The sequence below is a fragment of the Paenibacillus chitinolyticus NBRC 15660 genome, from assembly GCF_000739915.1.
Classification (GTDB): domain Bacteria; phylum Bacillota; class Bacilli; order Paenibacillales; family NBRC-103111; genus Paenibacillus_F; species Paenibacillus_F chitinolyticus.
The window spans coordinates 643,132-668,587 of sequence record NZ_BBJT01000003.1 but is presented as its reverse complement, the minus strand read 5'-3'; the positions used below and the strand labels follow the sequence as shown (position 1 = coordinate 668,587).

The window sequence follows — 25,456 nt, the reverse complement described above, 5'->3', positions numbered from 1 at the left end:
CCGAGTTGAGCAGTTTGGAACAGTTTTTACCCGCGTTTCTGGAGGAAGTAGTAGGGGACCGGTTCGGCCGCTACTCTAAATATATTATTCAAGACCGGGCGATTCCCGATGTCCGTGACGGACTGAAGCCCGTACAGCGCCGGATTTTGTATGCGATGTACGATTCGGGGAATACCCCGGACAAACCGTACAGGAAGTCGGCCAAAACGGTCGGAGATGTCATGGGTAACTATCACCCTCACGGGGACAGCCCGATTTACGAGGGTATGGTGCGCATGGCGCAGCCTTGGAAGATGGGCCACGTGCTCGTCGACGGCCACGGCAATTGGGGCTCGATCGACGACGATCCGGCCGCCGCTATGCGGTATACCGAAGCAAGGCTATCGCCCATTGCGATGGAACTGCTTCGCGATATCGAGAAGCGTACCGTGCTTTTCAAAGATAATTTCGATAATACGACCAAAGAACCCGTGGTTCTTCCTTCCCGGTATCCGAACCTGCTTGTCAACGGCGTAAGCGGGATTTCGTCGGGATTTGCGACCGAGATTCCCCCGCATAACCTGCGTGAGGTGATTGATGCGTGTACCGCGCTAATCGATGCGCCGGAGATCGGCCTGGAAGAGCTGATGCGTCATATGAAAGGCCCCGATTTTCCGACGGGGGGCATCATCATGGGCGAGGAAGGCATCCGGGACGCGTACAACACGGGCAAGGGCCGCATTTACGTCCGTTCCAAGACGGAGATTCAGGACCTCAAAGCGGGCCGGCAGCAGATTGTGGTGACGGAAATTCCGTACCAAGTCGTGAAGTCGAGACTCGTTACCGCCATTGAAAATATTCGTCTGGAGAAAAAAGTTGAAGGCATTGCGGAAGTCCGCGACGAGAGCGGAAGAGACGGCATGCGCATCGTCGTGGAGCTGAAGAAGGAAGCCGACGCTCAGGGGATTCTTGCTTATCTGCTGAAAAAGACCGATCTCCAGGTCACCTATAATTTCAATATGGTGGCTATCGTGAACAAAACGCCGAAGCAGCTCGGTTTGAAAGACATGCTGTCGGCTTACATCGAGCACCAGAAGGAAGTCGTCACGTTCCGCTCCCAGTACGATCTCGAGAGAGCCGAAGACCGTGCGCATGTCTTGGAAGGGCTTGTCAAGGCGCTGAACATTTTGGACGAAGTCATCGCGGCTATCAAAGCGTCCAAAAACCGTCTGGATGCCCAGAAAAATCTCGTCACCCAGTTTGGTTTCACGGAGCGTCAGGCCGATGCGATCTTGGTACTCCAGCTTTACAGGCTGACGAATCTGGAGATTACTTCGCTTGAAAAAGAGCTGAAGGACGTGCAGAAGACGATTAATCATCTGCGCGGCATTCTGGGAAGCACGAAGAAGCTCCTCGGCGTGATCAAGGACGAAATGACCGAAATCCGTACCAAGTACGGCATGGAGCGCCGTTCGGATATCCAGAACGAGGTTGAGGAAATCAAGGTTAACCTCGAAGTGATGGTGACGCCGGAGGATGTTCTCGTTACGCTGTCCAACGAAGGGTACATTAAGCGGACAAGTATGCTCTCTTATACGAGATCGGGCGGCGCGGTCGACAACACAGGACTTAAGGAAGGCGACTATCTCCGCCATCTGAAGGAAGTCAACACGATCGAAAGCCTGCTCATTTTTACAAACAAAGGGCAGTATTTCCTTCTTCCCGTCCATCTCATTCCGGAGTACAAATGGAAAGATAACGGTACCGCTATCGTGAACATTATTCCGATTGCGAAAGATGACCGGATCGTGGATGTGATCCCGGTGAAAGATTTTAACGAAGAAGGCAAATCGCTCGTCTTCATTACCCGTAAAGGGCAGGTCAAACGGACCGACTTAAAGGAGTATTACACGAACCGCTCCAGCGGCATTGTCGCTTGTAAAGTAGGAGTCGGCGACGAGATCCTGCATGTCCAGCTTAGCGACGGAACGAAGGATATCATGCTGGCGACGAAGCAGGGGATGAGCATCCGTTTCCGCGAAGAGGAAGTCAATCCTATGGGGCGCGCGGCAGCCGGAGTCCGCGGGCTTCAGCTTCGAGAAGGCGATGAAGTGGTCGCGGCGGATTGGGTATACGGAGATGAGGGCGAGGTGCTCGTGATCTCCGATCTCGGCTATGCCAAACGTACGCTGCTGGTGGATTACCCGCTGCAGGGACGCGGAGGCAAAGGGATCTGCACGTTTGAATTTAAGGAAGGCAAGCGCGTGAAATCTAACGGCAGCGAGCTGGTCGGCATGTTCTATTTCAAACAGGACTACGAAATCACTGCCTGGAACAGCAGCGGAGAGAAAACTGTCTTCAAAACCAACCAGGCCCCGCTTGATGACCGTAAATCGATTGGGAAGCAGCTTGTGCCGGTTTCCAAAGGCGGAAGCATTGCCGCCCTTGTTAAAAACGCAAGCCTGGATAAGCGTCCGCCGAACGCGTGACATATCTCCATTAAAAATCAATCATAGCTGGTGGTAGGCGGATCCATCGTTTCCATGAGCTGAAAAGCGATTTCCAGTACGACCCACAGGGGCACTTGTTCGTCCAGACGCTCGAGCCAGCCCGGGTCCTTCAATAAACCAAGATCAAGTGCGCGCTGTCCCAGCGCGCTTTTTTTTATGTGCACGGGCAATCCCTCCTTCTGCCGTTTACTTACAGTGTATGTGCATCCGCCCAGAAATGTGCAGGACAACCGGCGTTTTAGAGAACAGGGGCAGAGAAGCGTGCAGAGAGTGGAAATAGGAAAGGGATGTGGCCTGAAAGGGAAAAGAAAGAGGATAGCGGCATCAGTCATCGACCTGATCTGGTCCGAATCGGACCGTGCTTACCAAATCGCGCAGAAGCAGGTGGAGGGGATTTGGTGCGAAACGTTAGGCGAGCATAAGCGGAGGGATGGATTGAAAACAAGGGAACTAAACCGTGTAAAAGATGCCGGTCCGGAGGAGCAGAAACAACTGTGGGGAAAATAAGGCTAAGAAAAAAACGAGGCTAAAGACACAGACGCTCGTTCTCGCAATTCGGACAACTTTTCCGTCAACAGAGCCCGTAACTTAGCGAAAAGGCACGAAATGCCTGATTTATTGTCTTAAAGTATTAACGGCATTAACCTATATTTCGCCATTGGACACGTGATATACTTGGATAGAAGAACGGATGAGCCTTGAATCGGAGGAGTGATTGCAATTGTATTCGGTAGAATTTGCGAAACTGTGGACGAAGCTTTCCAAGGAACTCAAATCCAATATGGAAGATCAGCTTGCACCGACGATAACGGAAGGGCAGCTTCACGTGCTCGAGCTGCTTGCGGCGAACGGCACGATGAAGCCTTCCGATTTTATTGAATATTTGGCTACGACGCCGGCGGCCGTAACGACTTTGCTGGACCGCATGGAGCGGGCGGGGCTTATTACCCGGAGCCGGGATGAAAAAGACCGCCGCGTCGTATGGGTCGACGCGACGGACAAAGGGAAATCCGAGCGGGAGCGCGGGCTGCAGATCCGCGAAGAAGTGCTGGACGCGTATCTCAGCCGCATTTCCTCCCACAATCAGCAGCTACTCGTTTATCTGCTCGGGAAGGTTGCGAACTAGTTCCTGCCACAAGAACCAGGGATGACGCTCGGGAGGAGATGACCGGAAGGTCAGCGTCTCCCGCTGCGTCGGGTGCGGGAAGGACAACCGGGCCGACCAGAGGGCAAGCTGCTGCCCCGGTTCGTTCGCTCCGGCGCCGTACCGCTGATCGCCGTAGAGCGGGCAGCCGATGGCCGCCAGCTGCACCCGGATTTGATGCGGCCTGCCCGTGTGCAGCTTCACCAGGACGAGGCTGAGCCCTTCGGCGCTGCCGAGCACCCGGTAGTCAAGGAGCGCCTCTTTGGCGCCGTCCTTGCCGGGTTTGACCACGGATACGGTGTTTGTCCGCGTATCCTTGAGCAGCCAGTGCCGCAGAGAGCCCTGCGGCTCCTTGGGTCTGCCCCGTACGACGGCCGCGTACGTCTTGTCGAACGTCCGTGTCCGCACACTGTCGGAGAGGCGGGAAGCCGCCTTGGACGTTTTGGCGAACACCATGACGCCGCCGACGGGCCGGTCCAGCCGGTGCACAAGCCCGAGGAAGACGTTGCCCGGCTTATGATGCCGGCGCTTCAAGTCTTCCTTGAGCACGCTCAGAAGATCGGGATCGCGCGAGCTGTCCTCCTGCGTCGGCATATTGACGGGCTTCTCCACGACGAGCACGTGATTGTCTTCGTAGAGGACGGGAATCGCCGCCCCGTCCGCCGCATGCTTCGGTCCCGCCATGGCTTACGCCTCCCAGCGGCCGAGAATCCCGCAAGGCAGCGTCAGCTCGCTTGCGGTGATCGGAAGCCCGATTTCGCCTGCGGTGATATGTCCGCCGTAACGCTTGTGCATCGCCAGGGTCAAAATATTTTTGAGCACCGTGGAAGAGATGCCGGTCGTATACGAATTGACAAGCAGGAACAGCGGGTTGTCCGATAAGATCGTCATGCACGTCTCGATAAACGGATACAAATCGTCCTCAAGCTTCCAAGTTTCCCCGTTGGGTCCGCGTCCGTAGGACGGAGGGTCCATGATGATGGCGTCGTATTTGTTGCCGCGGCGCTGCTCGCGCTGGACGAATTTGAATACGTCGTCGGTAATGAATCGCACATGGCGGTCTGCGAGACCGGACAGCTCGAGGTTTTCTTTCGCCCACTGCACAACGCCTTTCGAAGCGTCGACATGGACGACCGAAGCGCCCGCGTGGGCGCAGGCGACAGTGGCGCCTCCCGTGTAAGCAAACAGATTCAACACTTTAATGGGACGGCCGGCATTGCTTATCTTGTCCATCATCCAGTCCCAGTTGGCGGCCTGCTCGGGGAAGAGGCCCGTATGCTTGAATCCGGTCGGTTTAATATGAAACCGGAGTTTGTTGTCATACGAGATCGTCCAGCGTTCCGGCAGGTTCTGGCGGAAGTCCCAGTTGCCGCCACCGGAAGAACTGCGCCGGTAATGCCCCTCGGCCTGCTTCCAGTTTGCCGTTTCGGCCGTCAGCGGCCAAATAATTTGCGGGTCGGGACGCCGCAATACATAAGAACCCCAGCGTTCGAGTTTTTCTCCTCCGCCGGTGTCCAGGAGTTCATAGTCGTTCCAGCGATTAGCTACATACATCGGTTCATTTCCTTCTTTCCTCGCGTCAAAATGTACAGCGGTTCCTCATTCAAAAACAGCAATCCGTCCGCGGGCGGATGCCGGTATAACTTGCGGTTTTTAACACCGTTTTCTTCTAAGCATCTATTGTACAACATCCCTTGATGGAAGCCAATATAAGGAGTGTGCCCGATAAAGCGCCTATTCGTTTCACGATGTGCCGAATCGGGTACAAAAAGATGACTATACAAGAGGGGGATGGGTTGAAGCATATGGCGGGTAAACAGATCCCCGGCTCCGAAGACATCTACTTGTTCCATGAAGGAACTTCTTATCACAGTTATCGCCTATTCGGGGCACACGCAGAGAAAAGGGGTAAGACAACGGCCGTACGCTTTACCGTTTGGGCGCCTCATGCCCGTGAAGTGCGCGTCGTCGGCGATTTTAACGAATGGAACGGAGAAAACCACCGCATGGAGACCGTGTCGGAATCCGGCGGAATATGGACGCTTGCGGTTCCCGGTCTGGCGGAAGGCTCCCTATACAAATATGAAATCCACACACCGGACGGCCGGATTATCCTGAAAGCCGATCCTTATGCCGTTTATTCGGAGCTTCGCCCGGAAACCGCTTCCCGCTTTTACAATTTGGACGGGTACAAGTGGGGAGACCAGAACTGGCGGCGCCGGCGCGCCCGCAAACCGGTATACGACCAGCCTTTAAACATTTACGAGGTCCATCTCGGAACCTGGAAGAAGAAAAGCCGCGAAGAGGACGAACTTCTCACCTATCGCGAGCTGGCGGACGAACTTGTCGACTACGTTCTCGAAATGGGATATACCCATATCGAGCTGCTTCCGCTTGCGGAGCATCCGTTCGACCGTTCCTGGGGCTACCAGGCGACGGGCTATTATTCGGTGACGAGCCGGTTCGGCGAACCGAAAGACTTTATGTATTTCGTGGACCGGTGTCACCAGGCCGGCATCGGCGTCATCATGGACTGGGTGCCGGGCCATTTCTGCAAAGACGCCCACGGTCTGCGGCAGTTTGACGGACAGCCGCTGTACGAGCCGGATCAGACCCATCTCGCGGAAAAGCCGGAATGGGGAACGCTGGCTTTCGATTTCAACAAGCCGGAGGTTCACAGCTTTCTTATTTCCAACGCGATGTTCTGGATGGACAAATATCACATCGACGGCATCAGGGTCGATGCGGTAGCGAGCATGCTGTATTTGAACTTCGGCAAGCCGCAGTCCATGTGGGTCACAAACGAGCACGGAGGGGACGAAAATCCGGCCGCGATCGGGTTTTTGAAGAAATTAAATACGGCCGTCTTCGGCTCCTATCCGAACGCCTTGATGATGGCCGAGGATTCCACGGATTGGCCTCAAGTCACATCGCCTGTCGATGCGGGCGGGCTCGGTTTCAATTACAAGTGGAACATGGGCTGGATGAACGACATGCTGAAGTATATGAAGATGGATCCCATTCACCGGAAACATCATCATAATCTGATCACGTTCTCGTTTATGTACGCGTTCAACGAAAATTTCGTGCTGCCGCTTTCGCATGACGAAGTCGTGCATGGCAAGCGGTCCATTCTGCATAAAATGCCGGGGGACTACTGGCAGAAGTTCGCCAACACCCGCGTGCTTTACGGTTATATGTCCGGTCATCCGGGGAAGAAGCTTCTGTTCATGGGAGGGGAATTCGCCCAGTTCGACGAATGGAAGGACTTGGAGGATCTGGACTGGTTTTTGCTGGACTATGAGCTGCACGGCAAAATGCAGACCTATGTCCGGGCCTTGAACCGCTTCTATCAGGAGCAGCCTGCCTTATGGCAGAACGATCACGGCCACGACGGGTTCCGGTGGATTTCGCCCGACGATTCCAGCCAGAGTATCGTCGCTTTTATCCGCAAAGGCAAGAAGCCCAAGGACGATCTCATCGTCGTGTGCAACTTCACGCCGGTCGTCCATCCGGATTACCGGATCGGCGTTCCCGAACCGGGGACCTATGCGGAAATCTTCAACAGCGACGACGAAGCATACGGCGGGTCGGGCCAGGCCAACCGTCAGTCGCTTGAGAGCGAAGCGGTTCCGCTGCACGGTTTTGACTACAGCTTGTCGCTTCACGTACCGCCGCTTGCCGCAGTTTATCTGAAACGATCACAAGTCGAACGTACCTCGCGACGAAAGGGGAAATCGAAAGATGCGAAGTAAAGAATGTATTGCCATGCTGCTTGCCGGAGGAGAGGGCAGACGACTCGGCGTGCTGACGCAGCAGCTGGCGAAACCGGCCGTTCATTTCGGCGGAAAGTACCGCATTATCGATTTCACGCTCAGCAATTGCACGAACTCGGGCATCGACACGGTAGGGGTGCTCACCCAATACCAGCCTCTCGTGCTGAACTCCTACATCGGCATAGGCGGAGCGTGGGACCTGGACCGCAAAAACGGAGGCGTAACGGTGCTGCCTCCTTTTATGGAGCAGGGCGGAGGCGACTGGTATCAGGGGACGGCGAACGCGATTTACCGCAATATCGGATTTATCGACCGCTATGAGCCGGAGTACGTGCTGATCATCTCGGGGGACCACATCTATAAAATGGATTACGACCGGCTGCTCACTTACCACAAAACGAAGGGTGCGGACGCCACGATCGCGGTGATCGAGGTCAAGTGGGAGGAGGCGTCGCGTTTCGGCCTTCTGAGCGTAAATGAAGAAAGCGAAATTACGGAATTCGCGGAAAAACCGAAAGAACCCAAAAGCAACCTTGCTTCCATGGGCGTGTATATGTTTACCTGGACGGCGCTTAAAAAATATCTGATCCAGGATAACGAAAATCCCGACTCCAGCAAAGATTTCGGAAAGGACATCATTCCGTCCATGCTGGAAGAAGGGGCGAACCTCGTAGCGTATCCGTTCCAGGGCTACTGGAAGGATGTCGGCACCATTCAGAGCCTGTGGGAAGCGAACATGGATCTGCTGGACGATCCGACCCAACTGAACTTGAACGATAAATCGTGGCGTATCTATTCCGTGACGCCTTATCAGCCTGCCCAGTTTGTTTCGAACGGGGCCAAAGTGCGCCGTTCGCTCGTGAACGAAGGATGCTCCGTGTTCGGAGATGTGGACCACTCCGTCCTATTCTACGGCGTACATATCGGCGAGGGTAGCGTCATCCGGGATTCTGTCATTATGCCGGGAGCGAGTATCGGCAGCAATGTCACCATCCGCAAAGCGATCATCGGGGAAAATACGATTGTGGACGACGGGGCGGTCGTAGGAGACGGGGAAGAGATCGTGCTGATCGGCGGAGGAGAACACATACGGGCCACTACGGAGTCGAAAGGGTGAGGATGGCATGAAGCATGTAATGGGCGTTATCAATCTGGTGAACGAGCCGGACGATCTGGAAGAGCTTACGCTTCACCGCTGTGCGGGCTCGGTTCCGTTCGGAGGCCGTTACCGGCTGATCGATTTTATTTTATCCAACATGGTGAATTCCTCGATCGGCAACGTAGCTGTGTTTACCCAGCACAAATACCGTTCCCTGATGGACCATCTGGGTTCCGGCAAGGAATGGGACCTCGACCGCAAGAGAGGCGGCCTGTTCGTGCTGCCGTCCGTCCAGGACGATCCGGCGGGCATGTCGCGCGGAGATTTGTTCCAGTTCTATTCCCACCGCGATTATTTCTACCGGGGCCGGGAAGAACTGGTCATCATCGGACGCAGCCATATGGTATGCAACATTAATTTCGAAGACGCCGTCCGCTACCATGAAGATATGAGAGCGGATGTGACCGTCATTTATAAAGAGGCGGAAGAGGAATACTCGGGAAGCTACCGCCGCCTTGCGGTACGTCCGGACGGCAGAGTGACGGTTATAGAGGACCAGACCGGACGTCTGCGTACGGATTACGTGTCCATGGAAATGTATATCATGAGCAAAGCGCTCCTTTTGGACATGGTGGAGACTTGCCTGGCGCAGGGCTACGATCATCTGGTCCGGGACGGGATCATGAAGAACGTCGACAAGCTGAACGTGGTCGGATACCATCATGACGGCTATCTCGGAATCGTGAATTCGATCCAAGGCTACTACCGGCACAGCATGGAACTGCTGGATCCGTCGGTGCTGCGGGAGTTGTTCTTCCGCAAGGATCTCATCTATACCAAGGTAAAAGACGAACCGCCTGCCCGTTACGAGGCTAACGCGAGCGTGCGCAATTCCCTGATCGCCAACGGCTGCGTCATTGAAGGCAAGGTCGATAACAGCATTTTGTCGCGGGGTGTAAAAATCGGCAAGGGGGCTGTCGTGAAAAACAGCATTATCCTGCAGAACTGCTCCATTGAAGAAAATGTCGTGATCGAGAACGCCATTCTTGACAAAGACGTGTTCATCAGCCGCGGGCGTGTGTTGACCGGGGATGTTCGAGCACCGTTCATCGCGGCGAAAATGAAAGTCATTTAAAACGGATTCCGACAATCAAAAGCCGTAACCGGACGCCGCCATGCGGTTTTCGGTTTGGCTTTTTCAAATAGAAAATTAGAAGAAACTTAGAAGACGGGAGTGGAAACGTACATGAACATTTTGTTTGCGGCTTCGGAAGCGGCGCCTTTCGCCAAGACGGGCGGACTGGGCGATGTAATCGGGTCCCTGCCCAAGGAACTTAAACGCAACGGAGCGGATGTCCGGGTCATTCTGCCCAAGTATGACGAAATTCCTCAAGTATTCAAAGACAAGATGGAGACGGCGAACCTCGTCACGTTCCGCGTAAATCTGGGCTGGCGCTTGCAGTACTGCGGCATTCAAACCCTGGAACACGAAGGCGTCACGTTTTATTTCGTGGACAACGAGTTTTATTTCCGCAGAAGCGGGCATTACGGATACGGCGACGATGCCGAAAGATTCGCGTTTTACTGCCGGGCCGTAATCGACTCGCTTCCGCACATCGGTTTCAAGCCCGATGTGATTCACTGCCACGACTGGCAGGCGGGCATGATTCCGGTTTTGCTTAGAGCGCAGTACAGCCCGTACTATCCGTTCTATGAAGATATCAAAACGGTCATTACGATACACAATCTGCGCTACCAGGGGCTTTTCTCCAAAGAGACGATGATGGATCTCTTCGGCCTGGATGCCGGCTATTTCAACGGGGATCAGCTCGAAATGTACGACGGCGGCAGCTTCCTGAAAGGCGGACTGCTGTATTCCGACCGCATTACGGCGGTAAGCCCGACTTACGCGGAGGAGATCCGTACGCCGTTCTTCGGCGAGCATATGGACAGCCTGCTGCGCTACCGCAGCGAGGCGACCGTGGGCATCGTCAACGGGATCGACTACGATCTTTTTAATCCGGTGACCGACCCCCATCTGGCTGTCACGTACCGGGATTCTTTGTCCAAAAAGCGGCTGAATAAAACGCACCTTCAGCAGCGGCTGGGGCTGCCGGTCCGCGACGACGTGCCGGTTATCTCGCTGGTGACCCGGCTGGTGCAGCAGAAGGGGATCGATTTGATCCGTCACGTGCTGCCGGAGCTTCTGTCCCTGGATGCCCAATGGGTGATTGTGGGGACAGGGGATCATGAGTACGAGCAGCTCTTCCGCGAAGCGGCGGCTCAGCATCCCGACAAGCTGGCCGCCTACATCGCATTCGACGACGGGCTTGCCCGTCAAGTATACGCCGGCTCGGATCTCTTCCTGATGCCGTCGCTCTTCGAGCCGTGCGGAATCGGTCAGCTTATCGCGATGCGCTACCGCACGGTACCGATCGTCCGCGAGACGGGCGGCTTGAAGGATACGGTGCATCCTTACAATGAATTTACCGGCGAAGGCACGGGCTTCAGCTTTAGCTCGTACAACGCCCACGATATGCTGCATACGGTTAGACGCGCGGTGCACTTCTATCTTCATGACCAGGAAGCCTGGCGCAACCTGGCGGCGAACATCAAGAAGACCGATTTTAGCTGGAAAAAATCGGCTTTGCAGTACAAGTCGCTGTACCAGGAACTTATCCGGGAGGCGGCGGACGCGTCCAAAGAGCGCCAGAGAGCGTGGCAGGAAGCGGAGCGGCGGCGCAGTGAACAGGAAGCTCAGCTCCGGGTCGCGGCGGCTCATGCGGCACAGCTGAGAGAAGCGGCTCCGGCCGCAAGCGAACGGACTCCGGCCCGGCCGAAAGCCGCGGCTGTAAGCGAAGCGGGAGAAGATGACGGCGGGGGCCCAGGAGGCAAAACCTGGTGGAAAGAGAGCGTCGTCTACCAGATTTATCCGCGCAGTTTTAAAGACAGCAACGGAGACGGAATCGGCGATATTCCGGGCATCATCTCGAAGCTGGATTATTTGAAAGAGCTCGGCGTCGACGTGATCTGGCTGTCTCCGGTCTATCAATCGCCCAATGACGACAACGGCTACGATATCAGCGATTATCGCGGGATTATGGACGATTTCGGAACGATGGCGGATTGGGAGAAGCTGCTCGCGGAAGTACACGGCCGGGGCATGAAGCTGATTATGGATCTCGTCGTGAACCACTCGTCGGACGAGCACGCCTGGTTCTTGGAATCCCGCTCCTCCAAAGAGAATCCCTACCGGGATTATTACATTTGGAGGCCAAGCCGCGACGGACAGGAGCCGAACAACTGGACGAGTATTTTCAGCGGTCCGGCGTGGGAGTACGACGGGCAGACCGGGGAGTATTACCTTCATTTGTTCAGCCGCAAGCAGCCGGATTTAAACTGGGAGAACCCGAAGGTGCGCGAGGAAATCTACGACATGATGACGTGGTGGCTGGATAAGGGAATCGACGGGTTCCGCATGGACGTCATCAACATGATTTCTAAGACGGAGGGACTTCCAAGCGCGGGCGGAGACCGGTATGCATGGGGCGGGGACTATTTTATGAACGGCCCGAGGGTGCATGAGTTTTTGCGGGAAATGAACGAAAAGGTACTTTCCCGTTACGATATCATGACGGTCGGCGAAACACCGGGTGTAACCCCGGACGACGCGGCCCGTTATGCGAATGCGGACGGAACCGAGCTGAACATGGTGTTCCAGTTCGAGCATATGGAGCTGGACAGCGGCTGGGGCGGCAAATGGGACCCGTGCGGCTGGAAGCTGAAGGATCTGAAAGCGACGATCGGCCGGTGGCAGACGGGGCTGCATGGACGCGCGTGGAACAGCTTGTACCTGAACAACCATGACCAGCCGAGAATGGTGTCCCGGTTCGGCAACGACCGCGAATACCGCGTGGAATCCGCCAAAATGCTGGCGACTTTCCTTCACACGCTGGAGGGAACGCCTTACATTTATCAGGGCGAGGAGCTCGGCATGACGAACGTGCCTTTCAAAGGGATCGAGGACTGCCGGGACGTCGAGACGCTGAATATGTACCGGGAGCGCGTCACCGAAGGCGGCGGCAATCATGACGAGGTCATGAACGCGATCCGCATCAAAGGGCGGGATAACGCACGGACTCCGATGCAGTGGAGTACGGAGGCGAACGCAGGTTTTACGACCGGAACGCCGTGGCTGCACGTGAATCCGAACTATACGGAGATTAACGCGGAAGCGGCTTTGGCTGACACGGATTCTATTTTTCATTATTACCGGAAACTGATCGCGCTCCGTAAAACTCACCCGGTGATCGTGTACGGCAGCTATGAGATCGTGTCCGAAGAAGACGAGCGCATTTACGCGTATACCCGCACGCTCGGAAACGACAGGCTGTTCGTTATGCTCAACTTTACCGGAGAAACGGTCTCCTTTGCGAGCCCGTACCCGCTTCTGGCCGGGGGCGGCGGTGAGCTGCTTATCGCCAACTACCCCGTCGGGGAAGGGAGCGAGACGAGCGGTCTGGACGCGGAACTCCAGCTTCGTCCTTTTGAAGCCAGGGTCTATCTGCTGAAGGCAGTTTAATCGGTCCCCCGCTTGGATACGTAAACCGTTCCCGCATCCTGTTGAAAGCATCTGAGACCCCGGCGGTTTCAGGTGCTTTTTAACAAAAAAAGGCGGGGCGGATTCGCATACGCCTCAAGTTCCGCAGAGCGCAATCGCGTCGATTGTCGATTAAGGTGCCTCAAGCCTCGCCGCCCGGAAGAACGAACGGGCTCTGGCGCACGGGGCATCCGGCCATTTTCAAGATTCTTAAAAATGTTCTGGATAAATATCCGTTGAAGGAGGAGGAAACCCGTTGAAAAAGTGGTTGTTGTCTGGTGCGGCTTTCCTGCTGCTCGCAAGCTCCGCCTCTATACTGGCTCCGGTCCGGGCGAAGGCTATGGTAATCAACGTTCCGTGGGACGTGACGCTGCTCCGGGAGACGATGATGTACGAAGACGAAGCGTTCACCAAGCCTGCGGGAAGCCTGTCTCCTCTTCAAACTGTCCATATTACGAAGAGAGACAGCGGGTGGAGCATGGCGGATCATACGGAAGAAAAGGGATATCTCATCGAAACGTGGCAGGGGGAGAAATGGATCAAAGCCGATCCCGAAACGCTCGTTCCCGGCAAGTACAAGGCCGAAACCGCGACGATCACTCTGGTCGATAAGCAGGAGCTGTACGACGAGCCTCTTCAGGAAACGGCCAGCGGCACGATCATTTCCCCGCAGCAGGTAACGGTCACGGGAACAATCGAATGGGATGGAGCGGACTTCGGCCCTCCCCGGACGATTACCTTCTACCGCATCCAGACTTGGCTGGGAGACAAGTGGATCTACGACAGCTTTTATAAGGAAGCCGTTCGGGAAAAAGCGGTCTCCACTACCGTCGACCTTTTCCAAGATACGGACAGCTTCGAGCTGCCTTACACGGGGCTAACCAAAAAGGGAACGCTGAAAACCGGGAGGTACCCGGTGACGGCAGTATGGGAGCTTCCGCCTACGCTCGGCGACGGCAGCCCGACTTGGTATAAAGTTTCCCTCCCGGAAGGGGAACGGTGGATTTTACCCGGGGATGAGCTGGCGGGTGTCCGGGAAACGACGGGGAAAATCGAACTTCCTACCGGCGGCAAAGGGTTCGCGAAGCCGACTTATTACGACGATGAAAATTATACGGAAGTCGCGCCGGGCAGCTACGACGCTTTCGAAACGTGGAAGGACGGGGAGCTGGAGTGGGTGCACATCCGGACGGAGTCCGAAGCGTTATGGGTCAATCCCGGGCTGGCGCTCAAAGTGCGGCCTGCCGGCATTATTCCGACGGACGATGATATTCCGCTGACCTCGCGATCGGCAACGTACAAGTACCCGGATTGGAGCCGTATCCACAATATGAAGGGCTTCTTTGCCTCGCAGACCGTCAAAGCTTTCGAAAAGTGGCTGTCTCCCGAGGGGATCACCTGGTATCATGTTCACGGTACTTGGGACGATTGGTGGATTCCTGAGAAGGATGCCGAAGAACCCGCCGCACAGCCGGTGGAGCCGGAAATGAATTCAGCGGCGGTATTTGGGCAAAACGGACAATAAGATTTATTTTTATTTCTAGAACCGGCATGCTAAAATGGACCTACTTGCGAGACGACACCTGATAATCCGGTGTTCGTCTTTTTTTACGAAATCAACGAATCGAGGAGGGACATCAGCATGAGCGCCAAATGGCTGGAATGGGCCAAGCAGATACAAGCCATCTCGCAAATCGGGCTGGCCTACAGCAAGGACGTGTACGATCTGGAGCGGTATGAGATGCTCCGGGATTTGAGCCTGGAGATCATGAGCGAGTATACGGACCTTCATCGGGAGAAAATCCGGGACCTTTTCGCGAACGAGACAGGGTACGCCACCCCGAAAGTGGACATCCGCGCGGTCGTTTTCCGTGAGGGCAAGCTCGTACTTGTACGGGAGAAGCTGGACGGGTATTGGGCGCTGCCGGGAGGCTGGGCGGACATCGGGCTATCGCCTTCGGAAGTGGCCGTGAAGGAAGTTAAAGAGGAGGCCGGGCTGGAAGTGAAAGCGGACAGGCTGCTGGCCGTATTCGATAAAAAATTCCACGATCATCCGGAATCTCCGTATCACGTGTACAAATTTTTTGTGCTCTGCACCGTTACCGGAGGCGAGATTCAAGGAGGGCTCGAAACGAGCGAGGCGGCTTTTTTCGGAAAAGAGGAACTGCCGGAGCTGTCGGCGGAGAGAAACACGAAGGCTCAACTGCTCACTATGTTCGAGATGTGCGAGGATCCCGGCAGGCCGGTTTTGCTGGATTAAGGTCCATGCGGAAACATCGTGAAACGCCAAACCGGCGGAGCAGCATCAGGGTGGGAGCGGACTTGACCGGATTCGGGAAGCGGGGTGTTCGATCACATGAACAAAAAGCTTGCGATCGTTTTAATGGGAGCGGCATTTCTTGCCGGATTTATGCCTTTTGTCGCGGTCAAAACGAAATGGTTCCAACCTGCAGCGGCTCAAGCGAACGCCGACATTCTTGTGAATCTCGATCAGCGGGATTTGAAAAGGCTGGACGAGCTCGTAGGCCGGTTTAACCGGGCACAAGGAGATAATCTGATGGTGATTTCGCCTACAATTGACAGCGGCCCGTGGATACATGATGTGTATACGGACGGGACGGTGATTGTGTGGACGGTAGACAACGCCAGAGATGCATACAGCTCGCCCAAACAGAAGCAAACGTACACGTGCGCCTCCGTCGAAAAAATCGAAACTTCCGAACGTTATGTGCTCCAGTTAAGCAAGTGCGGCGGCGGGCAGAACGACAAGCTGCCGATTCTGGATATTGAAAAGAACAGGGAACGCTGAGGGAAAAGCTTTCCTGGTCACGCGGGAGAGTGCGGTTGTCTACTCTCGAATGTTGCCGGTTATGACGGGCAGGAGATGTTTTATGCACGAAAAAGCAGCCGTAAACCATACGGCTGCTTTTTTTAGTTCGCGCAGGGGCTACCTGTTGGCTGCTGCGGGTGCTCGGCCGGTGCTCGGCGGGCGGGCTTGTCCGCCAGCCCGCCGCCCACGCCCAGCAGGCTGCCGCACGCCCGATGCGGAGAAGAACCGGCATGCTGCGTTACGGCTGATTAAGCGAACCGGACGCGAGCGGAAGCCGGGAAATATTTTGCAGCGCATGCGGGCCTTTTCTCTCCAGAAGCTGCTGCTTGTACAGGCTGACCGGCGTCAAGTGCCCCGGTGGACTCCCAGAACGCTTCGCTGCGCGGTCTCGGATCATAGGTGCTCGGCACGAGTCCGGGCACTACGGTCCCGACGTGGCCGATAGCGTAGTTCTGCGCGGTGGGAGGCTGCTGAGAAGTAAGCGCGCCTTCCGTGTTCCACGTCACATAGTTCGCGCCCGCCCAGCCGTGACCGCTTCCTAGCCATGCCCGGTCGCGGATCGAGATCGGCGCCTGGATATTGTCGTACAAGCCGCCTACCGACCATTTGTGGTGCGGCTCGCTTGTGTTGAAGTTCTTGTCCGTGGTTCCGTCCAGGAAGACGTTAGGTCCCTGCACCCGGCTGTCTACGACGAAAGCGTGCCGGGACGTCTCGACGTGATTGCGTTGGGCGAGGCTCTGCTGACCCTGGAAGTGAATAGCGTATCTGCGGCCGCCGGTGATGATGCTGACCATATCCAGCGTCGTCGTATCCTGGACGGTGATCCATTTCGCCTGGCGGCTGACCAGCGCCGTGGAATAGGAGAGATGGGTTGTGGTCACTTCGCGCAGCCACCCGTTCTTCACGCTGTTAAAAACAACGAATCGTTCCGCATGCTTCTCATCGGCGTAATACGGGTCCGTTTTTTCGTTGTCCATGACGGTGTCGATCACGCTCTTGTCGAACTCGGAGTCAACACGCATGTTTTCCACGCCGACCTGTTCGATACGCCCGGCGTCGCTGTACTTGTACAGCTCGCCGCCGCCCCATTTCAGATCAATGGAATTGGCCAAGGGCACATCAAGGGTGATCCGGCTGCCTTCCACCTTGAGGATGGTGCGGTCAAAATCGAGGTTGAACGCGCCCCACTGCTGTGTACCTCCCTGTCCCGGCCGCATATAAATGTGGTCCATTCCGATTTCATGGATGAACCGGTCGTTGCCGATCCGGCGGACGATGACCTTGTCTCCGGCTTTATAGGCGCTTGCATCCGCCACATGGAAAGAAGAAGCGCCGGACGGAACGTACAGGTCGGTAATCGCCGTTTTTGAGGCGCTATCCGTCACAACGCCGGAAGTGCCGCCGATTTCGACGAGGTTGCGGGCCGTGGTGCCTGTTCCGAGAATGACCGTGCCGCCTGCATCTTGGCCTTCTCCCCGGAGGACGACACCGCCGGCGGTTATTTTCAGCGTGCCGGACACTTCGAATTGACCTTTCGTCAGCAAAACGGCGCCACGGAAGCCATCGGGACCGAGCGGCATCTGGGATACCGAGTCAATCGCGTCCTGGATGCGGCGGGTATCGTCGCCCGCTCCGGGTGAGACGACGGCCTTCGCCTGTACGTTCGGGATCGGAACCCCGCCGCCTTTATAGCCGCTGCCGGAAAAATCGAGAATCCGGTTGCCTTTGAAATCCGGGACATACGTCATCCGGTCGTCCTCGTTCAGGTAGGCGATGCTGCTCTGCGTTCCGGCCGCTTTCGCTTTGTCCGGCACGGTGAACGAGAAGGTGTCGTGGTAATCCGGTCTGCCGGGAGACGAGAACGTCAACCGGATTTCGTAGAGGCCGGGGGCAGTGCTTGGTCCGGCCAATTGCACCGTTTTCCGCTGGCCTTTGTCAAACGCGGTGACCGGGAGCGTTATCCCTGGGGCGGGGTTGCCGTTCCGCCGCACTTCTCCGCTCAGCGTCAAAGCCGTGTTGGCCCGGACCGCGATGGCCGGGAGAGCATCGCCGGCCTTGAGAATCGCGGGCTGACCGATTTCCGTGCGGAGCGTAGGATGGGAGAGGCTCGTTCCGGCGATGAACGCTTCTCCCTTGAATTCGGCCGGATCTTCCACGACTATCCAGAAGTCGGGGGATTTGATTTTCCTGCCGTTCACGGTGGCTTCGGCATTGACCATCGAGGCCCCCGTTTTGAGCGCCTTGACCGCTCCGGCGGAGCTGATTTCGATGCTTTTGGCGGCGGAGATCCAACTGACCGCCGTGCCGGGCAGAGAGACGATGCTGCCGGAAGAGGTGACGCCTTTCACGTTTAACGTTTTCACGGCGTTTTTCTGAAGAGTCAGTTCTCCGTTAAGCGGAACTTCCTGACCGTCGTCATTTGCGAAATAGATACGTTTCAGGTCGCTGGGCACGGGATTTTCGCTGTTCACATCCTTCGTAAGCTGAAATTCGAACACATTCACATTCAGGTTTTTGCCGAGGGTTAGATTAAGCCGGAAATAGCGGGCCGTAACCTCTTCAAAGAAAGCGCTCTCATCTTTGCTCAGCGATTGGTTCCGGGAATAGGCGGTACTCCACGTTGCGCCGTCGGACGAATACTGGATGGCATAGGAGGCCAGATTATCCGCCCGGTTAAGCGAAAACACGGCTTTGTTGACGGGTGTGTTCTGACCCAGATCGACCGCAAGCCACACATTCATATCTTCGCGGTCGGCGCTCGAAGGCTGCCAGTAGGTGGCGGCGTCTCCGTCGATGGCTTTGGAAGCTTCCCGGCCGCTTACTTCGGAGCTTGCCCAAGCTGTCCGGTCCGCTGCCTGATCGGCTGCGGCCATTGCGGTTTGCACGGCCCGCTGCTCCTGTGCCCGGGCTCCCGGCGGCATCAGCAGAGGCTGGGGCAGCACGAGAGCGGCCGTCAGGACGACCAGCAGCTTTTTTGATTTGACGGAAAAAGCTTTCATGTTCTGAAACACCTCACCTCGTAAGAATGGTTTAAAACACCTTCACTATAGCAGAGAGGCACTTTAGAAAAATATGGTTTTTTTTAAGGACTTGCCCGGGTACCCGCAATCGTAAAAAAGCACAACTCGATCTTAATTGACTCTATTCAGACCGGCGGCAAACACTTTTATACTGGATACAGAGGACGATGGAAGCAGGTAAAGATTTTAAGCCGCATCATAATGGCTGAACACCGGAGGGAACGATGACATGAGCAAATCTTTGTATCAACCCCGCAGCGGCGTGCTGACGGTTCAGTACGGGCCTGACGCGCAGACGAAGGTGATCGAGAATCCGCCCCGGTTCACGTGGATTCCCACCAGGCTCGAGAAAGATTGTTATGTGCTGGAAATATCAGAACGGGACGATTTCCCATCCGGGCTTACCCGGACGTATGCACCGGTTCCCTATAATTTTTTTACGCCGGATAAAACTTTCGCGCCCGGCACGTATTATTGGCGGTATGCGCTGTATGAGAACGATAAACGTACGTCCGAATGGAGCGTCGCACGTTCATTTTCGGTACCGGAAAATCTGCCCGAAACCCCGCTGCCGGCCAAAGGTGAACGTTTTAAAGAAAGCGGTTACGCGAGACCCCGGTTATGGCTGCAAGGAGAAGAGGGAATTGCCCGCTACCGCGAAAAAATCGCTGCCGATCCCGAAGGAACCGGCTGGAAGCTGTTCTACGAGCTGTCGGTTCTGCCCTGGGCGGAGCGGGAGCCGCATGCGGAACCCGAGCCGTATCCGGGTAACAAGCGGACGGTGGAGCTTTGGAGGCAATCTTACATCATCTGTCAGGAAATGCTGTACGCGATCCGCCACCTGAGCATAGCAGGTAAGGTGCTGGACGATTCCCGTTTGCTCGGCCGTGCGAAAGACTGGCTGCTGGCGGCCGCTTCCTGGGATCCGGCCGGCCCGACGGGCCGCGACTACAACGACGAAGCGGCATTCCGCATGGCGGGTGCTCTGGCCTGGGGTTACGACTGGCTGCACGGCGAGTTGGATGCCGAAGAGAAGGAGCGGGTGAAGCGGAGCCTGGCTGCCCGGACCCGCCAGGTGGCGGATCACGCAATCCGGCGTTCCAAGATTCACCAGGTGCCCTACGACAGCCATGCGGTGCGGTCGTTGTCGTCCGTACTCACGCCGTGCTGCATTTCGCTTCTGCATGAAGAACCGGAAGCGGAAGAGTGGCTTCATTACACGCTGGAGTATTTCTGGACCTTATACACGCCGTGGGGCGGCGAGGACGGCGGATGGGCGGAAGGTCCCCATTACTGGACGACCGGAATGGCGGCCTTGCAGGAAGCGATCGAATGGATTCGCGGCTGCACGAAGCTGAACTTGTTCGATCGGCCTTTTTTTCACAAAACCGGCGATTTTCCGCTGTATGTCTACAATCCGAACGCTTCCACGCGCACGACCTTCGGGGATAACTCAAGCCTGGGCGGGAAATTCGGCGCCAAGACGGGGTACAATATGCGCCATCTGGCGGGTGTAACGGGCAACGGCCGGTACCAGTGGTACTACGAGCGGATCAAAGAGATGAACCCCGAAGCGGCCAAGCTGTTCCACAATCACGGCTGGTGGGATTTCCGTTTCGATGAGCTCGTATACCGGCAGGCGTACCCGCAAATCCGGCCGGAAGCGCCTTCGGATGCGGAGGAACTGAAATGGTTCCGCGATGTCGGCTGGGTAGCGATGCATCACCGGATGGACGATCCCGGCGAGCAGATCATGCTGCTGACGAAGGCCAGCAAGTACGGTTCCGTGAGCCACAGCCATGCGGACCAGGGCGCTTTTTATATCCATGCGTTCGGGGAGGCCCTGGCGGTGGAGACCGGGTATTATGTCGCGTTTAACAGCACGATGCACCGCAATTGGCGGAGGCAGACGGTTTCCAAAAACAGCCTCCTGATCGACGGGGCCGGACAATACGCGGACACGGATAAATCGCTTAATATGGCGGCGTCCGGCACGGTCGCTGAGGCGAAGCGGGACAAGATCGGAAGTTATGTGAAGATGGATGTGACCGCCGCTTATTTGGAGCAGGTGCCTTACGCGAAGAAGGTGGAGCGTGAAATCTATTTTGTGGACAACAGTTATTTCGTTCTAGTGGATTCGGTTGATTTGAACCGTCCGGGTAAAATCGAATGGCTGTACCATGCCCTGTACGAGATGGATTTGCGGGAGCAGTCCTTCCGGGTGAACGGGAAAAAAGCTTCGCTGGAGGGACGCTTCGTATTCTGTTCGTCGGGCGAGCTGACGCTTACGCAGAGCGGCGAATTTGCCGGCGTGGACGAGAAGGAGATCGAGGGCCTCGCCCGGCAGTGGCATCTTAAGGCCGAATCGCCTCCGGCGGCTTCCCACCGTCTCGTAACGCTTCTCGTACCCAAAAAACCGGACGAAGAAGACCGCTACGTTTCGTATTTTATGGACGACCAGGGCTTCGTGGTTTCCTTATATTTTACGGATAACGGAAAGACGCGGAAAATCGACGTACAGAAGGCTTTCTAGAACAAGGTCACGGCGGATGTCGGGAAGGGCTGCCGGTATTATCAGGTGAACGTAAGCAGGAGCTGGAAATGAAACGTACACAAGGAGGAATCGCACGATGAGCAATATTAACGTATGGGAAGACGCGGAACCCGGAGTCAAGCGCAAAATTATGCAGCCGGGACAATCGCTGATGCTGATGGAAGTCCATTTCGAGCCGGGTGCGGAAGGATACGAGCACGCTCACCCGCACGAGCAGTTGTCGTACTGTATGAAAGGGCGGATGGAGTTCACGATCGACGGTGTAAAAAAGGTCATCGAGTCGGGGGAATCCATCTGCATCCCCCCTCATGCCAGACACGGCGCCAAAGCGCTGGAGGCGAGTATTCTGCTGGACTGCTTTACGCCGGTCCGGGAAGATCTCGTGAAACGTTGATACCCGTTCCAAAATCCAAAGCGGAAGAGAGGGATGCATCGTGCGCGAGAATGATCCGCTGATGGACGGAGCCGAAGCGGAAGCGAGACGCAGCCGCCAGCCGGGAAATCCGGGCGGTGAGATGCGCGCTTCCGGAGACGGAAGCTCCGATGCCAGACTGGCCTGGTGGCGGGAAGCGCGATTCGGAATGTTCGTCCATTGGGGCCCGTACTCGCTGCTCGGGGGAAGGTGGAAGGGCGAAGAAGTTCAGGCGGCTTACGCCGAGCATATTCAGCTCAGAGGACGCATTCCCGTCCGGGAGTACGAGAAGATTGCCGCCGCCATGGATATGAGCGGATTTCACGCGGACGAGTGGGTCGCGGCCGCCAAACAAGCCGGCATGAAATACATGATCGTCACGGCGAAGCATCATGACGGTTATGCCATGTACGACTCGCAGGCGTGCGGGTACAACATCGTGCGGCTCGGTCCGAGCGGCCGGGACCCGATCCGCGAATTAAGCGAGGCATGCGGGAGGGGCGGGATTACGTTCTGCCTCTATTACTCGCACGCTATGGACTGGCACCACCCCGATTCCCAAGGAAATACATTGGATTACCCCGATAACATTGGCGCCTGGGATTCGCTCGAAAGCTGGACCGGGGATGAAACGAAGAGCCGCAGGTATGACCGGTATTTGCGGGAGAAGGCGTTTCCCCAAATCCGCGAGCTGCTCACGAATTACGGCCCGGTCGGCATCCTCTGGTTCGACTGCGGCCACAAGATCACGGATGAGCAGGGACGCGAATTCGCCGAGCTGGTCCGTTCGATTCAGCCGGGCTGCCTGATCAACAAGCGGATTCGCTCCGACGAATTCGCGGATTACGGCAATCCGGGAGACAACCAGCTCAGCGTCCGCGTCACCCGGCCGGATTGGGAGTCGATTTTCACGCTGAACGATTCGTGGGGCTTCCGGCACGCCGACCGGAACTGGAAAACGCCGGAGGAACTGATCCGGATTCTGGTTGAAACGGCGAGCCGCGGCGGCAATACGGTCTTCAATGTCGGCCCCGAGGGCAGCGGTCGCATCGACGCTCATTCGCGCAGGCTGCTGGAGGAAGCGGGACGCTGGATGGCCGTCCACCACGCAAGCATCCGCGGCACGGAGGGGAGCCCCATCGGCCGCCCCGAGTGGGGCTGCTGCACGGCGAACCGGCAGGAGCGGAAGCTGTTCCTGCACATCCTGCGGCGGCCGCCGGGAGGCAGGCTGATCGTCTCCGGCATCGCAAGTCCGGTCACCGCGATCCGCTGGCTGCACGATCCGGCTGCGCCCGCGCCGCGCTTCCGGCGGCTGAACGGGCTCGACCTGCTCGTGGAGCTTCCCGGCCCGCTGCCGGACAACGCTTCTTCCGTATTGGTGCTCCAATACGAAGGGGAACTTGCAGCCGATCCGCACAAGCGGCTGATGGAGGAAGGCGTGACGACTTTCCCGGTTTTCGACGGGGAAGCCGCCGGGGAGCGGCTGCGCTACGATACCGGCAAGAAGGGCCGGGATAACGTCACGGACTGGAGCCGGGCGGGCGACAGCCTCTCGTGGACGTTCCGGGCGGCGGCGCCCGGCAGGTACGCCGTCTGCCTCTCGTACGCGGCAGAGCCCGGCGTATCGGCGGGCGGCTCCTACTCCGTCTGCTGCGGAGATCACGCGCTCCGGGCGGAAGTCGTTCCCACGGAAGGGCCGTATGATTTTACGGTCCGTGAGATCGGAGGACTCGAAATTCCGGGACCGGGCACATACACCTTGACCGTACGGGCCGAAGACATACGAGGCGGTTATTTGATGAATTTGCGGCAGGTGGTTATGAAAGCGTTAACGGAGGAGGAGAAGCCCGATGTTCAGTTTTAAGCCGGCTCCTGTCGGCGGCGGATTCCGCATGGAAGGGTACTGGGTCTGGTGCGGTTCGGCCGTGAAAGGCGAAGACGGGCGCTACCATCTGTTCGCTTCCCGCTGGCCGGACAGTCTGCCGATGCATCCCGGCTGGCTCGTCTCGTCCGAAGTGGTGCGCGCCGTATCGGACACGCCCGAGGGGCCTTACACGTACGCGGAAACGGTGCTGCCCGCCCGCGGAGCGGAATACTGGGACGGCCGGAGCACGCACAATCCGCATATCGTCCGGATCGGCGATACTTACGTGCTGTATTACATGGGATCGACCCACCCCTTCGCGGACCCGGAGCCGGGCGAACCGCTCCGTCCGGAAGATCCGGTGACGGTCGTGGCCCGTTCCAACAAGCGGATCGGCATCGCCACGGCAAGCCGTCCGGAAGGCCCGTGGCTGCGCCGTGACGAGCCGGTGCTGACCGTACGTCCGGGCAGGTTCGACAGCTTCTTGACTTCGAATCCGGCTCCCTGCGTCATGGATGACGGCTCCGTGCTTCTTGTCTACAAAGCCAGGAAGTACGAAGGCTTCCGTCACGGGGAGATGACGATCGGGGCCGCGAAGGCGCCTCACTTCGAGGGGCCGTATACGCGGCTGGCCGAGGGGCCGCTTTTCCCGCCGGATTTCAACATCGAAGACCCGTTTGTGTGGAAGACGGAGGACGGATTTTCGATGATCGCCAAAGACATGACCGGCCGCTTGTGCGGAGAAAAATACGGAGGCATCCGCGCTTACTCGCCGGACGGGGTGACGTGGTCGCTGTGCGATCCGCCGAAAGCTTATTCCCGCACTTTCCTGTGGGATGACGGCGTCACGAGGCAGGCGGGCAATCTGGAGCGTCCGTTCCTGCTCATGGAGGGCGGTGTGCCCACTTATCTGTTCGCGGCCGCTTCCGACGGCACGAAAGGCTTTCACGACTGCACGAAAACGTGGAATATGGTCATTCCGCTCAAGGAGGGTCCCCCGACATGCTGATCCGAAAAAACGATGTCGTGTTATTTCAGGGAGACAGCATAACCGACGCCAAACGGGAGCCGGGACACGAGCTCGGCAGGGGCTACGCCCGGATGGCGGCGGCCCAGTTTGGCCGTATGTACCCGGAACTGGGCGTTACGTTCCTCAACAGGGGAATAAGCGGCAACCGGGTCCGGGACCTTCAGGCCCGCTGGGAGGCCGACTGCCTGGAGCTGAAACCCGGCGTAGTCTCGATCTATATCGGCGTCAACGACACGTGGAGAAGATACGACCGCAGCGATCCGACATCCGCGGAAGCGTTCGCCGCCGGCTACCGGGACATTCTGGACCGGACGGTAGAGGGGCTCCCCGGCGTGAAGTTGATGCTGGTCGAGCCGTTCGTCCTGCCGGTTCCCGAAGACAGGCGGCACTGGCGGGAAGATCTCGACCCGAAAATTCACGGAGTCCGGGATCTGGCGCGGGAATACGGGGCGGCTTACGTGCCGCTGGACGGCTTGTTCGCGCAGGCCTCGGTGAAAGCGCCGTGCCCGTACTGGGCCCCGGACGGGGTACACCCGTCTCCGGCCGGACATGCGCTTATCGCGGATGCGTGGCTGAAAGCGGCCGGCGTGTCCCGCGCCCTTTTTTAACCCTGTCCTACACGATATCAAGCGTATCAT

The 25,456-nt window shown here is 57.1% G+C and carries 18 protein-coding genes and 2 pseudogenes; 16 read left to right on the top strand and 4 right to left on the bottom strand.

From position 1 onward, the window contains the following. The first annotated feature begins 5 nt into the window (after positions 1-5). Positions 6-2,468, top strand: a complete 2,463-nt coding sequence (gene gyrA, locus PCH01S_RS08250; protein ID WP_042228320.1) for a DNA gyrase subunit A — start codon at positions 6-8, stop codon at positions 2,466-2,468. A 17-nt stretch (positions 2,469-2,485) separates the two neighbouring features. Here the strand turns inward: gyrA and PCH01S_RS30830 are convergent, their stop codons facing one another. Then, positions 2,486-2,653: a hypothetical protein gene (locus PCH01S_RS30830; RefSeq protein WP_009675479.1), complete on the bottom strand. Its 168-nt coding sequence runs from the start codon at positions 2,651-2,653 to the stop codon at positions 2,486-2,488. Positions 2,654-2,750: 97 nt separating this feature from the next. On the opposite strand from PCH01S_RS30830, the gene PCH01S_RS08245 reads away from it, so the two are divergent. Continuing rightward, complete coding sequence (locus tag PCH01S_RS08245) at positions 2,751-2,996, top strand: hypothetical protein (protein WP_042228319.1); 246 nt, start codon at positions 2,751-2,753, stop codon at positions 2,994-2,996. A gap of 214 nt (positions 2,997-3,210) precedes the next feature. Continuing rightward, positions 3,211-3,615: a MarR family winged helix-turn-helix transcriptional regulator gene (locus tag PCH01S_RS08240; protein WP_009675620.1), complete on the top strand. Its 405-nt coding sequence runs from the start codon at positions 3,211-3,213 to the stop codon at positions 3,613-3,615. Here the strand turns inward: PCH01S_RS08240 and PCH01S_RS08235 are convergent. Both PCH01S_RS08235 and PCH01S_RS08230 read right to left on the bottom strand, forming a co-directional pair. After that, positions 3,580-4,317 carry an RluA family pseudouridine synthase gene (locus tag PCH01S_RS08235; protein ID WP_042228317.1) on the bottom strand — a complete coding sequence of 246 codons (738 nt, stop codon included), beginning with the start codon at positions 4,315-4,317 and terminating at the stop codon, positions 3,580-3,582. The two genes, PCH01S_RS08240 and PCH01S_RS08235, sit on opposite strands and share 36 nt — an antisense overlap. A gap of 3 nt (positions 4,318-4,320) precedes the next feature. Further along, a complete protein-coding gene (locus PCH01S_RS08230) occupies positions 4,321-5,187 on the bottom strand; it encodes a class I SAM-dependent methyltransferase (RefSeq protein WP_042228315.1) in 867 nt (288 codons plus the stop codon). 218 nt (positions 5,188-5,405) lie between these two features. Here PCH01S_RS08230 and glgB point away from each other — a divergent pair, with 218 nt between their 5' ends. The 8 genes and pseudogenes from glgB to PCH01S_RS08195 all read left to right on the top strand — a co-directional run bounded on the left by glgB (position 5,406) and on the right by PCH01S_RS08195 (position 15,917). Continuing rightward, positions 5,406-7,388 (top strand): 1,4-alpha-glucan branching protein GlgB, encoded by a 1,983-nt coding sequence (glgB, locus tag PCH01S_RS08225; RefSeq protein ID WP_255246832.1) that lies wholly within the window; start codon positions 5,406-5,408, stop codon positions 7,386-7,388. Beyond that, positions 7,378-8,526 carry a glucose-1-phosphate adenylyltransferase gene (locus PCH01S_RS08220; RefSeq protein ID WP_042228313.1) on the top strand — a complete coding sequence of 383 codons (1,149 nt, stop codon included), beginning with the start codon at positions 7,378-7,380 and terminating at the stop codon, positions 8,524-8,526. Before glgB ends, PCH01S_RS08220 begins: the two co-directional genes overlap by 11 nt. A gap of 7 nt (positions 8,527-8,533) precedes the next feature. Continuing rightward, positions 8,534-9,643: a glucose-1-phosphate adenylyltransferase subunit GlgD gene (glgD, locus tag PCH01S_RS08215; RefSeq protein WP_042228312.1), complete on the top strand. Its 1,110-nt coding sequence runs from the start codon at positions 8,534-8,536 to the stop codon at positions 9,641-9,643. 111 nt (positions 9,644-9,754) lie between these two features. After that, a pseudogene (gene glgA, locus PCH01S_RS31295) lies at positions 9,755-11,176 on the top strand (glycogen synthase GlgA); the annotation flags it as partial. A gap of 225 nt (positions 11,177-11,401) precedes the next feature. Further along, positions 11,402-13,090, top strand: a pseudogene (locus tag PCH01S_RS31290) (glycoside hydrolase family 13 protein); the annotation flags it as partial. 274 nt (positions 13,091-13,364) lie between these two features. Then, a complete protein-coding gene (locus PCH01S_RS08205; protein WP_042228308.1) occupies positions 13,365-14,633 on the top strand; it encodes a hypothetical protein in 1,269 nt (422 codons plus the stop codon). Positions 14,634-14,750: 117 nt separating this feature from the next. Next, on the top strand, positions 14,751-15,368 hold the full coding sequence (locus PCH01S_RS08200) for an NUDIX hydrolase (RefSeq protein ID WP_042228306.1): 618 nt from the start codon (positions 14,751-14,753) through the stop codon (positions 15,366-15,368). 96 nt (positions 15,369-15,464) lie between these two features. Beyond that, positions 15,465-15,917, top strand: coding sequence for a DUF4362 domain-containing protein (locus PCH01S_RS08195; protein ID WP_042228304.1), 453 nt, complete (start codon positions 15,465-15,467; stop codon positions 15,915-15,917). A 269-nt stretch (positions 15,918-16,186) separates the two neighbouring features. On the opposite strand, the gene PCH01S_RS29265 is transcribed toward PCH01S_RS08195, so the two are convergent. Next, positions 16,187-18,937 (bottom strand): discoidin domain-containing protein, encoded by a 2,751-nt coding sequence (locus PCH01S_RS29265; RefSeq protein ID WP_129112475.1) that lies wholly within the window; start codon positions 18,935-18,937, stop codon positions 16,187-16,189. 250 nt (positions 18,938-19,187) lie between these two features. Between PCH01S_RS29265 and PCH01S_RS08185 the strand changes: the two genes are divergently transcribed. The 5 genes from PCH01S_RS08185 (at position 19,188) to PCH01S_RS08165 (ending at position 25,426) form a co-directional block, all read left to right on the top strand. Further along, the gene (locus PCH01S_RS08185; RefSeq protein WP_042228303.1) at positions 19,188-21,491 is read left to right on the top strand and encodes a DUF4962 domain-containing protein; all 2,304 of its coding nucleotides are present in this window, start codon (positions 19,188-19,190) and stop codon (positions 21,489-21,491) included. 97 nt (positions 21,492-21,588) lie between these two features. Then, positions 21,589-21,906, top strand: coding sequence for a cupin domain-containing protein (locus PCH01S_RS08180; protein WP_042228301.1), 318 nt, complete (start codon positions 21,589-21,591; stop codon positions 21,904-21,906). Between the two features lie 40 nt (positions 21,907-21,946). Next, a complete protein-coding gene (locus tag PCH01S_RS08175; RefSeq protein ID WP_042228300.1) occupies positions 21,947-23,788 on the top strand; it encodes an alpha-L-fucosidase in 1,842 nt (613 codons plus the stop codon). Continuing rightward, positions 23,775-24,797, top strand: a complete 1,023-nt coding sequence (locus PCH01S_RS08170; protein WP_042228298.1) for a glycoside hydrolase family protein — start codon at positions 23,775-23,777, stop codon at positions 24,795-24,797. Before PCH01S_RS08175 ends, PCH01S_RS08170 begins: the two co-directional genes overlap by 14 nt. Beyond that, positions 24,791-25,426: an SGNH/GDSL hydrolase family protein gene (locus PCH01S_RS08165; RefSeq protein ID WP_042228295.1), complete on the top strand. Its 636-nt coding sequence runs from the start codon at positions 24,791-24,793 to the stop codon at positions 25,424-25,426. Before PCH01S_RS08170 ends, PCH01S_RS08165 begins: the two co-directional genes overlap by 7 nt. Positions 25,427-25,456 lie beyond the last annotated feature (30 nt).

Excerpts from the sequence above, each read along its gene's own strand:
- PCH01S_RS08180 (WP_042228301.1), top strand. The coding sequence starts at position 21,589 with ATGAGCAATATTAACGTATGGGAAGACGCGGAACCCGGAGTCAAGCGC.
- PCH01S_RS08170 (WP_042228298.1), top strand. The coding sequence starts at position 23,775 with ATGTTCAGTTTTAAGCCGGCTCCTGTCGGCGGCGGATTCCGCATGGAA.
- PCH01S_RS08165 (WP_042228295.1), top strand. The coding sequence starts at position 24,791 with ATGCTGATCCGAAAAAACGATGTCGTGTTATTTCAGGGAGACAGCATA.
- glgD (WP_042228312.1), top strand. The coding sequence starts at position 8,534 with ATGAAGCATGTAATGGGCGTTATCAATCTGGTGAACGAGCCGGACGAT.
- glgB (WP_255246832.1), top strand. The coding sequence starts at position 5,406 with ATGACTATACAAGAGGGGGATGGGTTGAAGCATATGGCGGGTAAACAG.
- PCH01S_RS08235 (WP_042228317.1), bottom strand. The coding sequence starts at position 4,317 with ATGGCGGGACCGAAGCATGCGGCGGACGGGGCGGCGATTCCCGTCCTC.
- PCH01S_RS08200 (WP_042228306.1), top strand. The coding sequence starts at position 14,751 with ATGAGCGCCAAATGGCTGGAATGGGCCAAGCAGATACAAGCCATCTCG.
- PCH01S_RS08220 (WP_042228313.1), top strand. The coding sequence starts at position 7,378 with ATGCGAAGTAAAGAATGTATTGCCATGCTGCTTGCCGGAGGAGAGGGC.
- PCH01S_RS29265 (WP_129112475.1), bottom strand. The coding sequence starts at position 18,937 with ATGAAAGCTTTTTCCGTCAAATCAAAAAAGCTGCTGGTCGTCCTGACG.
- PCH01S_RS08230 (WP_042228315.1), bottom strand. The coding sequence starts at position 5,187 with ATGTATGTAGCTAATCGCTGGAACGACTATGAACTCCTGGACACCGGC.
- PCH01S_RS08195 (WP_042228304.1), top strand. The coding sequence starts at position 15,465 with ATGAACAAAAAGCTTGCGATCGTTTTAATGGGAGCGGCATTTCTTGCC.
- PCH01S_RS08185 (WP_042228303.1), top strand. The coding sequence starts at position 19,188 with ATGAGCAAATCTTTGTATCAACCCCGCAGCGGCGTGCTGACGGTTCAG.